At 61.7% G+C, this 14,210-nt stretch carries 9 protein-coding genes; 5 read left to right on the top strand and 4 right to left on the bottom strand.

Annotated features, from left to right (window positions below):
• Positions 1-267: 267 nt before the first annotated feature.
• From phnE to phnC, 3 genes are read right to left on the bottom strand one after another with little or no spacing between them, the layout of a single operon-like run.
• Complete coding sequence (gene phnE, locus P3T25_RS30800; RefSeq protein WP_154567167.1) at positions 268-1,107, bottom strand: phosphonate ABC transporter, permease protein PhnE; 840 nt, start codon at positions 1,105-1,107, stop codon at positions 268-270.
• Positions 1,104-2,081 (bottom strand): phosphonate ABC transporter substrate-binding protein, encoded by a 978-nt coding sequence (phnD, locus tag P3T25_RS30795; RefSeq protein WP_429360643.1) that lies wholly within the window; start codon positions 2,079-2,081, stop codon positions 1,104-1,106. Before phnD ends, phnE begins: the two co-directional genes overlap by 4 nt.
• Before the next feature lie 42 nt (positions 2,082-2,123).
• Positions 2,124-3,038: a phosphonate ABC transporter ATP-binding protein gene (gene phnC, locus P3T25_RS30790; RefSeq protein ID WP_429360641.1), complete on the bottom strand. Its 915-nt coding sequence runs from the start codon at positions 3,036-3,038 to the stop codon at positions 2,124-2,126.
• Positions 3,039-3,329: 291 nt separating this feature from the next.
• Between phnC and P3T25_RS30785 the strand changes: the two genes are divergently transcribed.
• The 4 genes from P3T25_RS30785 (at position 3,330) to P3T25_RS30770 (ending at position 11,186) form a co-directional block, all read left to right on the top strand.
• Positions 3,330-4,364 (top strand): M14 family zinc carboxypeptidase, encoded by a 1,035-nt coding sequence (locus P3T25_RS30785; RefSeq protein WP_154567170.1) that lies wholly within the window; start codon positions 3,330-3,332, stop codon positions 4,362-4,364.
• Positions 4,361-5,137 carry an alpha/beta fold hydrolase gene (locus P3T25_RS30780; protein WP_429360639.1) on the top strand — a complete coding sequence of 259 codons (777 nt, stop codon included), beginning with the start codon at positions 4,361-4,363 and terminating at the stop codon, positions 5,135-5,137. Before P3T25_RS30785 ends, P3T25_RS30780 begins: the two co-directional genes overlap by 4 nt.
• 145 nt (positions 5,138-5,282) lie before the next feature.
• Positions 5,283-10,124, top strand: coding sequence for an NAD-glutamate dehydrogenase (locus tag P3T25_RS30775; protein ID WP_429360637.1), 4,842 nt, complete (start codon positions 5,283-5,285; stop codon positions 10,122-10,124).
• A gap of 156 nt (positions 10,125-10,280) precedes the next feature.
• Complete coding sequence (locus P3T25_RS30770; RefSeq protein WP_054043383.1) at positions 10,281-11,186, top strand: cation diffusion facilitator family transporter; 906 nt, start codon at positions 10,281-10,283, stop codon at positions 11,184-11,186.
• A 115-nt stretch (positions 11,187-11,301) separates the two neighbouring features.
• Here the strand turns inward: P3T25_RS30770 and P3T25_RS30765 are convergent, their stop codons facing one another.
• Positions 11,302-12,282 (bottom strand): aldo/keto reductase, encoded by a 981-nt coding sequence (locus tag P3T25_RS30765; RefSeq protein WP_171928332.1) that lies wholly within the window; start codon positions 12,280-12,282, stop codon positions 11,302-11,304.
• Positions 12,283-12,520: 238 nt separating this feature from the next.
• Here P3T25_RS30765 and P3T25_RS30760 point away from each other — a divergent pair, with 238 nt between their 5' ends.
• Positions 12,521-13,594 (top strand): purine-nucleoside phosphorylase, encoded by a 1,074-nt coding sequence (locus tag P3T25_RS30760; RefSeq protein ID WP_429360634.1) that lies wholly within the window; start codon positions 12,521-12,523, stop codon positions 13,592-13,594.
• The last annotated feature ends 616 nt before the right edge of the window (positions 13,595-14,210 follow it).

Raw genomic sequence — 14,210 nt, 5'->3', positions numbered from 1 at the left:
GGAGAGAAGAAAGAAGGCCGGGGGGCCGGCTGCAAGCACGTGATTATTCCAGCAGAACGCGGGAATGGAGGGGTGGACGACTAAAGTGAAGGGGTTTTATGTGGCGAAAACCGGTGATTTGTGGCGACGAGAGCCCGCTGCTCAACCTCGTCGCAGCGCTAGCAGGCCGGCGCACTTACACACTGGCACACAGTATCGAAGCGGCCTGGACGAGGGTTGGCGAAGCACGTGTCGCCACCCCCCAGGCTTTCAGGAATCGTGAAGCGCTCACGTCACGCGTTCGCGCAGCCACGCGGACGCCAGATCGATCACCGTCACGACCACGATCACCATGATCATCACCGCGGCCGTCTGCGCGTAATTGAACGAGCGGATCGCCTCGTACAGCACCACGCCGATTCCGCCCGCGCCGACCATGCCGACCACCATCGCCGAGCGCACGTTCGATTCGAAGCGATAGAGCGCGTACGAGATCCACAACGGCAGCACTTGCGGCAGGACGCCGTAAATGATTTCGTCGAGACTGGTCGCGCCGGTGGCCCGCACGCCTTCGGCCGGACGCGGATCGATTGCCTCGACCGCTTCGGCGAAGAGCTTGGCGAGCACGCCGGTGGTGTGCACCCACAACGCCAGCACGCCGGCGAACGGACCGAGTCCCACCGCGACGATGAACAGCATCGCGAAGACCATTTCATTGATGGCGCGGCACGCGTCCATCATGCGGCGCATCGGCTGCACGACCCACATCGGCGCCATGTTGTGCGCGGACATCAGCCCACACGGCACCGCGCACACGAGCGAGAGGGCCGTGCCCCACACCGCCACCGACAGCGTCACGTACATCTCGTGCAGATAGCTGCGCCATTCGGTGAAGTCCGGCGGGAAGAAGTCCTTGGCGAACTGCCCCATGTTGCCGGAGTCGGAGAGCAGGTCGAGCGGTCGCATATCGGCGCCGTGCCAGGCGCCACCCAGCACGGCAAGCACGGCGATCCAGCCGATGAGCGACAGCCAACTGCGTTTGCCCGCAGCGGGGGCGCCGCGCGCCGCCTGCGCGGCGAGCGCTTCGCTCGCACGCGTGGGCGACGTGATCAGATCAACGGTGTTCATTGCTTGGCTATGGCGGTGTTGAGTGCGCTCAGCCTGGCGTCGAGTGCGGCCAGTTGGGTCTTGCGGTCGTCGTCGGAAAGATGCGTGTCGCTCTCGATCTTCTGCTTCTGCTGGAACAACGCGACCTGGCGAATCGGCAGCAACTGCTCATCCGACGATGCCGCGAAGCCGGCGTAGCCCGTGATGGCAGCCATCACCTGTTTTTCATGCGGATCGGTCTTGCCGTAGTTCACGAAGAAGTTGCGGATCTTGTCCTTGGTGGCTTGCGGCAGATCCTTGCGCCAGACCAGCGGGTCCGACGGAATCAGCGGCGACGTCCACAACACGCGTACTTGCGCAAACTTGTCCGGATGCTGCTTCTTCAGCGTGTCGAGCATCTCGGTGTTGTTGGTCGCGATGTCGATCTTGTTGTTCACGACAGCCAGCAGATTCGCTTCGTGGCTCGACGGCAGCACGGCCTTGAACGAGGTGTTGACCGGCGTCTTGTGCTGGGCGAACAGGTAATAGCCGGGGATCAGCGTGCCCGAGGTGGAGTTCGGATCGCCGAAACCGAGTGTGACGTCCTTCGTGTTCTTGAATACGTCGTCGAGCGTCTTGAAGCGGCTGTTCACGTTGGTGATCAGCACCGACTTGTAACCCGCGTCGCCGTTCAGATACAGGACCTTCGCGAACACTTCGCCTTGCGAGCGATCCACCGCTTCGATCGCCGAGGCATTGCCGAAATAGCCGACCTGTACCTTGTTAAAGCGCATGCCTTCGATGATGCCGGCGTAGTCGGTCGCGAAGAACGCTTTGACGTTCAGGCCGGTTTGCTTGTTCATGTCGTCGATCAGCGGCTCCCAGCGCTGTTTCAGCACGGAGGACGAATCGGTCGAGATGATGCCGAGATTGATGTCCTCGGCTTGTGCGGTGGCGACGCAGGCAAATGCGGCCGCGCCGACGGTCAGCGTGATCAATGAACGCAGGAATTTCATCGCTTTGAGGTCCGGTTGAGTGAACAGAATGAGTGGGCGCGCTCAGTTCGAGTGCGCCGGATTGAGGGCGAACGCATAACGCGTCGAGGTGGATTCGGTGTCTTGCGTCGGTGCGCTGGTGTCGCCGCCGTTAGCGTTGTTGTCCGCATGATTGATCGCGCCCGCGTTGGCCTCTTCGAGCAGTTCACGGGCATCGTCGCCGTAGAGTTTCTTGAGCAGGGCAGGGCTCAGCGCGGCGGAGGGGCCGTCGTAGACCACTTTGCCGCGACGCAGTGCAACGGTGCGCGGGCAGTACTGCATCGCAATGTCGACCTGATGCAGCGACACCAGCACCGTCAGTTGATGTTCGACGTTGAGGGTGCGCAGCATTTCCATCACACGGCGCGACGATTCGGGATCGAGCGAGGCGATCGGTTCGTCGGCGAGCACGATGCGCGCGCGTTGCACCAGCGCGCGCGCCAATGCCGCGCGTTGCTGCTGGCCGCCGGAGAGGTTGGCGGCGCGTTCGCGCGCATGGTCGCCGATACCGACTTCATTGAGCGCGGCCATCGACAACGCCCGCTCCGCGGCCGGAAAGCGCCCGCTCAAACGGCGCCACAAAGGCAGCCGCGCGAGCGCGCCGAGCAGCACGTTGCTCTCGACGGAAAGCCGGTTCACCAGATTGAATTGCTGGAACACGAAGCCGATATCGCGGCGAATGCTGCGCACTTCGCGCACAATGCGGCCGTTCTGCTGGATCGGCCGGCCGAGAATCGCGATCTGCGACGGTTGCGCATCCGAGGCCGTGAAGCCCGCGATATGCCGCAGCAGTGTCGACTTGCCCGAGCCCGAGGCGCCAATCAACGCAACCATTTCGCCCGGCTCGACACGCAGATCGATTTCGTCTAGCGCCTTGCGGCCGTTGCTGAACGTCTTGCTCAACCGTTCGATACGAATTGCTTCCCGAATTGCTTCCATAAGTACCCCTTCATGCATCCGGCCATTGCCGGCATGTGTGGGGCTCATTCTAGGAAGCGTCTGTGACGGTTGAGTGAAGGCATCGCAACGTCTAGACGACTATATCTATATGTGTCTTTTTTGAGTCGCCGGGAAGGCAGACAGAAGTCATTCGTTCGAATGGAAAATGACACCCGTATGACATGATTTGCATTGGACGGGGCGGGCTGCGCATGATCGCCCGCAGCCAGGCTATATTGCGTCATTCAGTGTGCCGTCCCCAATAACCTTGCAGTTCCTTTCGACGTCGTCATGCAGCCTTTGAGCTTTCTGCCCGACAGTTTTGCGGAGTACGAAGATCTCAAGACGATCCTCGACCAGGGCAGCGCCAGCTTCGAGATCCGCACCGTCTGCGAGACGACGGTGCGGGGCCGGCAATTCGCCGTGCACACCGCGAGTATCGGTTCAACCGATCCGCTCGCGCCGGCAATCGGGTTTTTTGGCGGCATTCACGGACTCGAACGGATCGGCTCGCAACTCGTGCTCGACTACATGCGCGCGCTGCTCGCCCGGCTGGAATGGGACGAACTGCTGGTGCGGCAGTTGCAATCGATTCGTCTGATCTTTATGCCGATCGTCAATCCGGGCGGCATGTGGGCTGCCACGCGGGCCAATCCCAATGGGGTCGATCTGATGCGCAATGCGCCGCAGAATGCCGACGAACGGGTGCCGCTGCTCGCCGGCGGTCAGCGGGTGGGTGCGTGGCTGCCGTGGTATCGCGGCCGGCAAGGCGAGCCGATGGAGCCCGAGGCCGCGGCACTCCTGCGGGTGGTCGAAACCGACATGGCCGTGCGGCCCCTGAGCATCGCGCTCGACTGCCACTCGGGCTACGGCTGGCGCGACAGCATCTGGTTTCCCTACGCGCGCACGCGCAAGCTGATGCCGCATCTGCCGGAAATGTACGTGCTGAAAACCATGTTTGAGCGCGCGCATCCGCATCATGGCTACGCGTTCGAACCGCAAAGCCACCAGTATCTGTTGCATGGCGATCTGTGGGACTTCGCGTACGACCGTACGCCGCCACCCAACGTCTTCCTGCCGATGACGCTCGAACTCGGTTCGTGGCTGTGGATCAAGAAGAATCCGCGCCAACTGTTTTCGCGCCAGGGCATGTTCAATCCGGTCAAGGCGCATCGCACCGCACGCGTGCTGCGGCGTCATGCGAATCTGCTCGATTTTCTCGCGCGCGCAGCGTTCTCGTCGCAACGCTGGCTACCGCAAGGCAATCGTCGCGAGGAACTGCTGCAAAGCGCGATCGACCATTGGACCAGGCCGGAAGCGCCATGAGCACATGGATTCTTTTGCGTGGACTGACGCGCGAAACACGCCACTGGGGTCGTTTGCCCGGTGTGCTGCGCGAGGCGACCGGCACGGATCGCCTGTTGCTGCTCGATCTGCCCGGCAACGGCGAGTTCGCTAACTTGCGCGCACCGGCCGCGGTCGAGGATATGGTGGGCTTCGTGCGGATTGCTGCATTGCAAACGGGTGCGGCAGGTCCTTATCGCGTGCTGGCGATGTCGCTCGGCGGCATGGTGGCGACCGACTGGGCGCAACGGCATCCCGGCGAGATCGAGCGGCTCGTGTTGATCAATACCAGCATGCGGCCGTTCAGCCGCATGCACGAGCGCTTGCGTCCGTCGGCATGGCCGGGCCTGCTGGGCGTCGCAGCACACTGGCGCGATGCGCCGCGCGCGGAAAGCGGCATTCATCGGCTGACGTGCAACAACGTCGAAACGCTGGGCGCCGATCTCGATGCATGGAGCGAAATTCGCCGGAGCGCGCCGGTGAGCCGGGGCAATGCATTACGGCAGCTTTGGGCCGCCGCGCGCTTTAGTGCGGCTACGGCGAAACCGCATTGCCCGTTGCTGATTCTTTCTTCACGCGCCGATAAGCTGGTCAATCCGGTGTGTTCGGTCAAGCTCGCGGCCGCGTGGGGCGCAACGCATCGCGAGCATCAATGGGCCGGTCATGACCTGCCGCACGACGACCCGGCCTGGACCAGCGAACAGGTTCAGGCATGGCTGAAGCAGGAGGCTGGCGAATTGAAGGCCGCGCTTTAAACAGAGGCGGCACGGTCGCCGGCAGCGGGTATAACCTAAGTGAGCTCGCGCATCGATTTCCGGGTGGCAGGCGCATAATCCTGGTTCAGACGATGCATGCGAATCAAGCGATACTCGCTATTGCCGCCCGCCGGGGGAGTTGATCATGCAAGCAAAGAATGAAGAAGCCGTCACGCACCTGCTGAACGATGTCTTTGAATTTGCGCGTGGGCGATTGCCGGAGCCAACCTTCAAAGTCGTCGAGCCTTTCCTGCGGCACTACTACGATTTCGTCGACGCCGACGACCTTCAAAGCCGCTCCATCGCCGATCTTTACGGCGCGGCGCTTGCTCACTGGCAAACCGCGCAGCGCTTCGTACCAGGCAGCGAACGGCTGCGCGTCTACAACCCGATACTCGAACAGCATGGTTGGCATTCCGATCACACGGTGATCGAAATCGTCAACGACGACATGCCGTTTCTGGTCGATTCGGTATCGATGGCGGTCAACCGCCTCGGGCTCGCGCTGCATTCAGTCGTGCATCCGGTGTTCCGCATCTGGCGCGGACCGGACGGCAGCATTGTGCGAGTGGGGCAGGGCGCTGAAGATGCCGCCGATACGCGCTCGCAGCTTGCCTCATTCATTCACTTCGAGGTCGACCGTTGCGGCGACGCAGCGAAACTCGACGCATTGCGTGACGAGATCGCCAAGGTGCTGCGCGACGTGCGCGCTGCAGTGGAAGACTGGCCGAAGATCGTCGAACTCGCGCGTGTCACCGTCAAAGGCATGAAGGCCGGCGAGGCAGGGCCCGAAGGTGTCGAGGCCCGCGCGTTCCTCGAATGGATGGTGGCCGATCATTTCACGTTTCTCGGCCAGCGCGACTATGAATTGGTGCAGCACGATATCGGTTTTGGCCTGCGTGCGATACCCGGCTCCGGCCTCGGCATTCTGCGCGATGAGTTGCGTCCCGCGGGCGCTGCTGAAGTCACGCCATTGCCACCGGCGGCCGCCGATATCATCTCCGGCTCGTCGCCCATTTTCCTGACCAAGGCCAACTCGCGCGCGACGGTGCATCGGCCGGGCTATCTGGATTACGTCGGCATCAAGCTGACCGGTGCGGACGGCAAAGTGACCGGCGAGCGGCGCTTTATCGGCCTGTATACGTCCACCGCCTACCTGGTGTCGGCCTCGGAAATCCCGATCGTGCGGCGCAAATGCGCGAACATCGTACGGCGGGCCGGTTTCCTGCCCAAGGGCCACCTGGCCAAGTCACTGGTGACGGTGCTCGAAACCTATCCACGTGACGAACTGTTTCAGGCCGACGAAGACCAGCTCTACGATATCGCGCTGGGTGTGCTGCGTTTGCAGGAGCATCAGCGCACGCGTATGTTCGTCCGGCGCGACCGTTTCGATCGCTTCGTGTCGTGTCTCGTGTTCGTGCCGCGCGACAAGTACAACACCGATCTGCGGCAGCGCATTGCCAATCTGCTGACCGATGCATTCAACGGCGCAAGTGTCGAATTCACGCCGCTGTTGTCGGAGTCGACACTCGCGCGCATTCACTTCGTCGTGCATGCGAAGCCCGGTGGCATGCCGACTGTCGACACGCGTGAGCTCGAAGCGCGGCTCATTCATGTCACGCGCCGCTGGCAGGACGATCTCGCCGACGCATTGCTCGATGCATTCGGCGAAGAGCAGGGCAACCGTCTCCTGCAACATTATGCGGATTCGTTTCCCCCGGGCTATCGCGACGATTATCCGGCCCGTACCGCGGTGCGCGATATCGAACTGATCGAACGCGTGCAGGGCAGCGAGCGGCTCGCCATGAACCTGTACCGCCCGATCGAATCAGGGCCACGCGCGTTCCGGTTCAAGGTTTATCGTGCGGGGTTGCCCATTGCGTTGTCGCGCAGCTTGCCGATGCTCGAACATCTCGGCGTGCGTGTCGATGAAGAGCGGCCTTATCTGATCGAAGCACTCGACGCCACGCCTGCCTGGATTCACGATTTCGGCCTTGAACTCGCGGACGATGCGGAGTTCGATATCGAACGGGTGAAGGATCTTTTCGAAGACGCGTTCGAACAGGTGTGGACCGGTGGCATCGAAAGCGACGATTTCAACCGGCTGGTGTTGCGCGCACAACTGAGTGCGCGCGAGGTGACGATTCTGCGTGCCTACGCCAAGTACCTGAGGCAGGTGGGTTCGACGTTCAGCGATGCTTATATCGAACGCGCGGTCACCGGCAATCCGGCGATCGCCCGCATGCTGGTCGAGTTGTTCATTGCACGTTTCGATCCGGTGCTCGGAGACACGCGCGAGGCTCGCGTCGATAGCTTGCTGAAGACGATCGACAGCGCGCTCGATCAGGTGCCGAATCTCGACGAGGACCGGATACTCCGGCAATTCCTCGGGGTCATCAAGGCGACGCAGCGCACGAATTACTATCGCTTCGACGCCGACGGCCATCCGAAACCGTATCTGTCGTTCAAATTCAATCCCGCCCACGTGCCCGGTTTGCCCGAACCGAAACCGATGTTTGAAATCTGGGTGTACTCGCCGCGTGTGGAAGGCGTGCATTTGCGCGGCGGCCGTGTTGCGCGCGGCGGTCTGCGTTGGTCGGATCGGCGTGAGGACTTCCGCACGGAAGTCCTCGGGTTGATGAAGGCGCAGATGGTCAAGAATGTGGTGATCGTGCCGGTTGGCTCCAAAGGCGGTTTCGTCGTAAAGAATCCGCCGCCGCAAACCGAACGCGACGCGTGGATGCGTGAAGGTATCGCCTGCTATCAGACGTTCCTGCGCGGCTTGCTCGATTTGACTGACAACCTCGCGGGTACGACGGTGGTGCCGCCGCCTGATGTGGTGCGGCATGACCCCGATGACCCCTATCTGGTGGTCGCCGCCGACAAGGGCACCGCCACCTTCTCCGACTACGCGAACGCGATCTCCCAGGAATATGGCTTCTGGCTCGACGACGCCTTTGCGTCGGGCGGTTCGGTCGGTTACGACCACAAGAAAATGGCGATCACGGCGCGCGGCGCTTGGGAGTCGGTCAAACGGCACTTCCGCGAAATGGGCGTCGATACGCAAGCGACCGACTTCACGGTCGCGGGCGTCGGCGATATGTCGGGCGATGTATTCGGCAACGGCATGCTGCTCTCGCCGCATATCAAGCTGGTAGCCGCGTTCGATCATCGGCATATCTTTCTCGATCCGAATCCCGACCCGGCGGTAAGCCTTGCCGAGCGCGGACGACTTTTCGGGCTTGACCGGTCAAGTTGGGCCGACTACGACCCGTCGCTGATCTCGGCGGGCGGCGGCGTGTTTCCGCGCACCGCCAAGACGATTCCATTGTCTCCAGCCGTGCAGTCGGTGCTTGGCATCAGCGCGCCGGCGCTCGCGCCCGCTGAATTGATGCGCGCGATTCTGCAGGCACCCGTCGATCTGCTCTACAACGGCGGTATCGGCACCTATGTGAAGGCGAGCCGCGAAACGCATCTGCAGGTCGGCGACCGCGCCAACGACGCGATCCGTGTCAACGGCTCCGATCTGCACTGCAAGGTCGTCGCGGAAGGCGGCAATCTCGGTCTCACGCAATTCGGGCGTATCGAGTTCGCGCAGCGCGGCGGCCGCATCAATACCGATGCGATCGACAACTCTGCTGGGGTCGACTGTTCGGACCACGAGGTCAACATCAAGATTCTGCTGGGACTGGTCGTCTCCGACGGCGAAATGACCGGGAAACAGCGCAATGCACTGCTCGCGGAAATGACCGATGAAGTCGGCTTGCTCGTCTTGCAGGACAACTATTACCAGACCCAGGCACTCTCGATTGCGGGCCGCTATGGCATCGAATTGCTCGATGCGGAAGCGCGTCTGATGCGTTATCTCGAACGCGCGGGCCGGCTGAATCGTGTGATCGAGTTCTTGCCGACCGATGAGGACGTCGCCGAGCGCCAGGCCGCGAAACAAGGGCTGACCACGCCTGAGCGCGCGGTGCTGCTTGCCTATAGCAAGATGTGGCTCTACGACGCCCTGCTCGAATCGTCGATGCCGGAAGACCCGCTCGTCAGCGACATGCTGATCGAATACTTTCCGAAGCCGTTGAGGCAGCGCTTTAGCGAACCGATGCAGCGTCACCCGTTGCGGCGCGAAATCCTTGCGACGCATTTGACCAATGCGTTGGTGAATCGCGTCGGCTGCGAGTTCGTGCATCGGCTGATGGAAGAGACCGATGCACAGCCTGGTGACATCGTGCGGGCCTGCATCATGGCGCGTGACGTGTTCGATCTCGACGACGTATGGCGCAGTATCGATGCGCTAGATAATCGTGTCGCCGACGATGTGCAGGCGCGAATGTTCGTCGAAGTGGCGCGGCTCGTCGAACGCTCGGCGCTGTGGTTCCTGCGGCAATTGCAATCGGGGGCGGTCAGCGACGGTGATGTCGCCGGCTTGCTCGCACGCTGCCGCGATGCGGCGCAACGGCTCGCGCCGCAATGGCCGGCGCTGTTGCCGAGCGCCGATCTCGAAGCGCTGTCCGAGCGCCAACGCGTGCTCGTGGACGCCGGTGTCGATAGCGAACTGGCGGTGCGAATCGCCAGCGGGGAGATATCGGCGGCTTTGCTCGACATCGCCGAGGTGGCGTCGACCTGCGGACGCAGTCTCGAACTCGTGGCGGGTGTCTACTTCGCGCTCGGCACGCTGCTGAACTACGGCTGGATCAGCGAGCGCGCGGCCGCGCTGCCGGCGCCCACGCATTGGGACATGCTGGCGCGCGCCACGGCGCTGGCGGAACTCGCACGCCTGAAACGCGCGCTGACTACGAGCGCGCTGGCCGACGCCGACGAGGCATCCACGCCGGACGCGTTGGTTCAGGCATGGCGCGACAAGCGCACCGCGCAACTCGAGCGTTATGCGCGCCTGCTTGCCGACTTGCGGGCCACGGGCGGCGCGAGCTTGTCGATGCTGCTGGTGATCGTGCGGGAGATGGCCGCGCTCGAAAGGGCATAGCACGACGGAGCGCGAGAGCGGGCAGATGTGCTGCATACGTCACAGAACCCGGCGAGGAACAGCGCCGGGGTTGGACGCATGCCGGTTGGCATGTCCATAATACGAACTATTGCCAACTGAAAGCGCTCTGCAAACTCACGGACCCTCGCAACGACGATGAAAGAAGAATCGCCGAAAGCCATTTTCTATGCGCTTGCCGCCAACCTCGGCATCGCTATCTGCAAGTTCGCTGCTGCCGCGTTCACTGGTTCCGGCTCGATGTTCGCCGAAGCCATTCACTCGACCGCTGACTGCGGTAACCAGTTGCTGCTGCTATTCGGCTTGCGTGAAGCGCGCAAGCCGGCGAGCCCGTTGCATCCTATGGGCGGTGGCCGCGAGATCAATTTCTATTCGCTGCTGGTGGCATTGCTGCTGTTTTTTGTCGGCGGCGCGTTTTCGGTGTACGAAGGCGTGCATCGTCTATTCGCGCGCGAGCCTTTGCAGTACGCCTATGTGGCGCTCGTCGTACTGGGCGTTTCGGTGGTGCTCGAAACGCTTTCGTTGTGGGGCGCGGTGAAGGAGATCCGCAAGTCGCATCCGGACAAACACCTGTGGCGCTGGTTTCGCGAAACGCGCGAGTCCGAACTGCTGGTGGTGGCCGGCGAGGACATTGCCGCGTTGGCGGGTCTTGCGATCGCCTTTGTCGCCGTGTTGCTGACGATGGTGACCGGCAATCCTGTCTACGACGCACTGGGCTCCATCGGCGTCGGCGTGTTGCTGATGGTGATTGCGTGGCTGGTGGCGCGCGAAGTGAAGTCGATGATCGTCGGCGAATCGGCGAGCCCGGAAGTGCGCCGCGCAATCGAGACGCATCTGCGCGGCCGCTCCGAGATTCGCAGCATCATCAACATGATTACGCTGCAGTGGGGTCGCCACGTGGTGGTGGCGGTGCAAGCGGAAATGATCGACTACGCGAGCGGCCGCGCGATGGTCGATGCGATCAACGTGATCGAAGCGGACTTGCAGGAGGCGTTTCCGCAAGTGCGCTGGGTGTTTTTCGAACCGGACGTGCCGCGGGTTTGATGCATTGCCTCGCTGGCGGGGATATGTCCGGTTCGTCGGGGGCCAACGGATCGCGCTAGTGTCTCCGCCTAGGAAGGCCCTTACTTTCGCGTCCGCTGGCCGGTGCATTGGCCGCTTATTTGAAACCGGTCACAGCATGCGGCACGTACAGCTCTTCCAGTTGACGGATTTCGTCCGCACTCAGATTCAACGACAGTGCGGCGACCGCATCGTCCAGATGATGCAGCTTGGTCGCGCCGACGATAGGCGCGGTAATCGGCTTCTTCTGCAACACCCAGGCTAGCGCGACTTGCGCACGCGGCACACCGCGTTCTTTCGCAATCTGACTGACGCGTTCCACGATCCGGCGGTCCGCGTCTTCGGTATGTGCGTACAGTGTGCGGCCGAACTCGTCGGTCTCGGAGCGTGCGCTTTCAGTGTTCCAGTCGCGCGTCAGACGTCCGCGTGCCAGCGGGCTCCATGGAATGACGCCGATGCCCTCGCTTTCGCACAGCGGCAGCATCTCCCGCTCTTCCTCGCGATAGAGCAGATTCACGTAGTTCTGCATCGTCACGAAGCGCGTCCAGCCATGGCGTTCAGCCACATGCAATGCCTTGGCGAACTGCCACGCATACATCGACGACGCACCGATATACCGCGCCTTGCCTGCCTTCACCACATCGTGCAGCGCCTCCATGGTTTCTTCGATCGGCGTGTCGTCATCCCAGCGGTGGATCTGATACAGATCGACGTAATCCGTACCGAGACGCCTCAGGCTGTTGTCGATTTCCGCCATGATCGCCTTGCGCGACAGACCCGCGCCGTTCGGGCCCGGATGCATGCGGCTATTCACCTTGGTGGCCAGCACGATCTCGTCGCGCTTCGCAAAGTCCTTCAATGCGCGGCCGACGATTTCCTCGCTGGTGCCGTCCGAGTAAACGTTGGCGGTATCGAAGAAATTGATGCCGTGGTCGAGCGCCTGCTTGATAAAGGGGCGCGCCGCTTCATCGTCGAGCGACCAGGAGTGGGTGCCGCGAGCGGGCACGCCGTAACTCATGCAGCCGAGACAAAGACGCGATACATCGAGGCCGGTGCGGCCCAGTTTCACATAGTCCATCGAGGTGCTCCTGTGTTGAAGTGCACAAACGCGGTGCGTGCTGACGACCCCCCATTATAGGAACGGACGCGTTGACGTGCTGGAGGGCCAACCGAACGCGCGGGTCGGCGGAGTTCGGTCGTGGTGGGTGAATTGCTGCAATACGTAGTGGAAAATAATTTCTTCGCATCTATACTTCTTTCGGCTTGAAAGCGGCCTTTCTCCCAATCTGCATCACAAGCAAAAAGGAAGGATCACGATGCTGACTCGCACACTTGGCGCAATCTCCGCCATTGCACTCGCGGCATGCGCCGCCTTTACATCTGGCCCTGCCAGCGCGGACGACAACGACGGTTTCTCGCAAGGCGACGGCGGCTCGCACGGGCGGCCGGTCAAGGTGATGATCGTTTCGATGTTCGGGCCGGAAGGGCAGGTATGGCTCGATCGGCTTGGTCCATGGCGCGAGATTACGGTCGATGGCTTATCGCCTGACTACCCGACGGTTCATTGCAATAGGCAGGACGTGTGTGTCATGACGACTGGCATGGGGCATAGCAACGCTGCCGCGTCGATCATGGCGTTGACCTTTTCGCCGCGCTTCGATTTGCGGCATACGTATTTTATGGTGGCGGGGATTGCCGGGATCGATCCGCAGCAAGGCACGGTCGGATCCGCCGCGTGGGCGAAGTACCTGGTCGATTTCGGGATTCAGTGGGAGATCGACGGGCGGGAGATTCCGCCTGGCTGGAATACCGGATACCTCGGGATCAATACCACGAGTCCGACGGCTAAGCCGCCGCTCGACTATCGGACGGAGGTGTTTCAGTTGAATACCCAACTAGCCGATACGGCGTTTGCCTTGTCGCGCAGCGTTGTGCTGTCAGATAACGCTCAGGCGCAGGCTGCGCGGGCCAAGTATTCGTATGCGCCTGCGAATCGGCCGCCTACTGTCATTCAGTGCGACACGCTCGCGGGCGATACATGGTGGTCGGGGACGCTGCTTGGGCAGCGGGCGCGGGATTGGACCAAGATTCTGACGGATGGCAATGGTGTGTATTGCACGACGCAGCAGGAGGATAACGCGACGTATGAGGCGCTTAAGCGCGCGGCCTCGGTGCATAAGGTTGATTTGAGCCGCGTTGCGGTGCTGCGGGCTGGGTCTGATTTTGATCGGCCATATGATGGGCAGACTAGTGCTGATAATTTGCTTAACTATGCTGCGCAAGGGGGTTTTACGATTGCTATTGAGAACCTTTACAGGTCTGGGAATCCGCTTGTGCAGGATATTGCTACTCATTGGGGGGAGTGGCGGGAGGGGGTGCCAAAGAGGTAGCTTTTTTGCCTTCGCGGCGCTTCTTGTCTGTGTTCTTGGGGCTTTGGCCTTTCCTTGATTTGTTAGTGGTCTATTAGCGTTGCCCCTGTGCGGGGCGGCACCTACTTTTCTTTGCATGCCGCAAAGAAAAGTAGGCAAAAGAAAGCGGCTCAAACCACTCCTGCTAAGTGGGTTTCGTAGTTCGCACAGGGTAGTGGTGCATCTGGAATCTGGGTTCATGCACCTGCATACGCCAGTGACAAGGGCGTCATACTTCCGGCGGCGCTGCGCGCGCCGAAGAGTACTTCATCAAACCACCCGCTACGTTTTGGCGTTCACGCCTCGCCACCGGACCGTGGCTTGCCATTGCACCGCTGTCACCAACGCCATCGCGATTGTGATTGGAACTCCAACCGGAACTGTGATTGCAGGACACCGACATATCGTTTGAAGTAAGGGGTTGCCGGGTGAGTGCGGCGGCGTGTCGCCGAGGCGAAGCCGACGGCCCTCACAGACCTCAACCGGAGCCCCTGGTTTCCCTAGCAGACCCGTCCGCGACGCACGCAGTGCGGAGTGGGAGCTGATGAGTCCTTTGTCACTCACGCGGAATGTGCGAGAACACGGATTCCAGATGCAC

The sequence above is a fragment of the Paraburkholderia sp. GAS32 genome (assembly GCF_050434225.1).
Taxonomy (GTDB): Bacteria; Pseudomonadota; Gammaproteobacteria; order Burkholderiales; family Burkholderiaceae; genus Paraburkholderia; species Paraburkholderia madseniana.
This window is presented reverse-complemented; position numbering and strand designations above follow the sequence as displayed.

Bases quoted from the DNA above. Each gene is read 5' to 3' on its own strand.
- P3T25_RS30770 (WP_054043383.1), top strand. From the start codon at position 10,281: ATGAAAGAAGAATCGCCGAAAGCCATTTTCTATGCGCTTGCCGCCAAC.
- P3T25_RS30785 (WP_154567170.1), top strand. From the start codon at position 3,330: ATGCAGCCTTTGAGCTTTCTGCCCGACAGTTTTGCGGAGTACGAAGAT.
- P3T25_RS30765 (WP_171928332.1), bottom strand. From the start codon at position 12,282: ATGGACTATGTGAAACTGGGCCGCACCGGCCTCGATGTATCGCGTCTT.
- P3T25_RS30775 (WP_429360637.1), top strand. From the start codon at position 5,283: ATGCAAGCAAAGAATGAAGAAGCCGTCACGCACCTGCTGAACGATGTC.
- phnC (WP_429360641.1), bottom strand. From the start codon at position 3,038: ATGGAAGCAATTCGGGAAGCAATTCGTATCGAACGGTTGAGCAAGACG.
- phnD (WP_429360643.1), bottom strand. From the start codon at position 2,081: ATGAAATTCCTGCGTTCATTGATCACGCTGACCGTCGGCGCGGCCGCA.
- P3T25_RS30780 (WP_429360639.1), top strand. From the start codon at position 4,361: ATGAGCACATGGATTCTTTTGCGTGGACTGACGCGCGAAACACGCCAC.
- phnE (WP_154567167.1), bottom strand. From the start codon at position 1,107: ATGAACACCGTTGATCTGATCACGTCGCCCACGCGTGCGAGCGAAGCG.
- P3T25_RS30760 (WP_429360634.1), top strand. From the start codon at position 12,521: ATGCTGACTCGCACACTTGGCGCAATCTCCGCCATTGCACTCGCGGCA.